At 41.8% G+C, this 650-nt stretch carries 1 protein-coding gene; it reads right to left on the reverse strand.

The window, feature by feature from the left end:
* Positions 1–650, reverse strand: a 650-nt coding sequence (locus tag ACTNAO_RS12770; RefSeq protein ID WP_441048087.1) for an SH3 domain-containing protein, incomplete at both ends; no start/stop codon positions are given.

Genomic DNA, 650 nt, shown 5'->3' on the forward strand with positions numbered 1-650 from the left:
GTATCCAGTTCCCCAGGTATTCGATGGATTTCCATCATTTGGGCCAACAGGAATATGAATTCTTGCTCCGTTTGAATCTGTTCCACCTAGCCATACATAGCCGTCTGCCACATGAACAGAATCATATCTAAATTGTGCACCTTTTGGCCAAATTCCATATACAGGCGCTGACAAGTTTGGCGCACCGTTGCGAAGAACAATACCTTCATTTACTCCGATAGTAAATGTTTTTGCAGGTGTCGGCTTGCTATTTTCCCACAATTCTGCAATATCTCCATCGTTTGCATAACCTAAAAGTTTGCCGCTGTTTTCGATACGATACAAGTTTTTACGACCATCTAATTTTTGAGTAATCGTGCCAACTTGGGTCCAAAGAGTGTTAGCATTGAGATGCTCGTTGATTGGTGCATCTGGATTTTTGTATATAGTAGTGAATCGGATATTTTGCCCAACTTTATATTTTGGTGCGTTCGGCTTGCCAGGGTTTACAATTGTTTCTGAACCATCTTCTGGCAATCCTGTCTGCAAGTCTTGTGCTAGTTGCGCCTTATTGATGCCCCACTGTGCTAAATATCCGTATGGATCAGTATGATCACCCCACCAATTTTTAGTAATCCAATCATGAGTGACTATTCCGTATCCTGTACCAT

This window comes from Clostridium sp. HCP1S3_C6 (genome assembly GCF_052066735.1).
In the GTDB taxonomy this organism is placed as follows: Bacteria; Bacillota; Clostridia; order Clostridiales; family Clostridiaceae; genus Clostridium.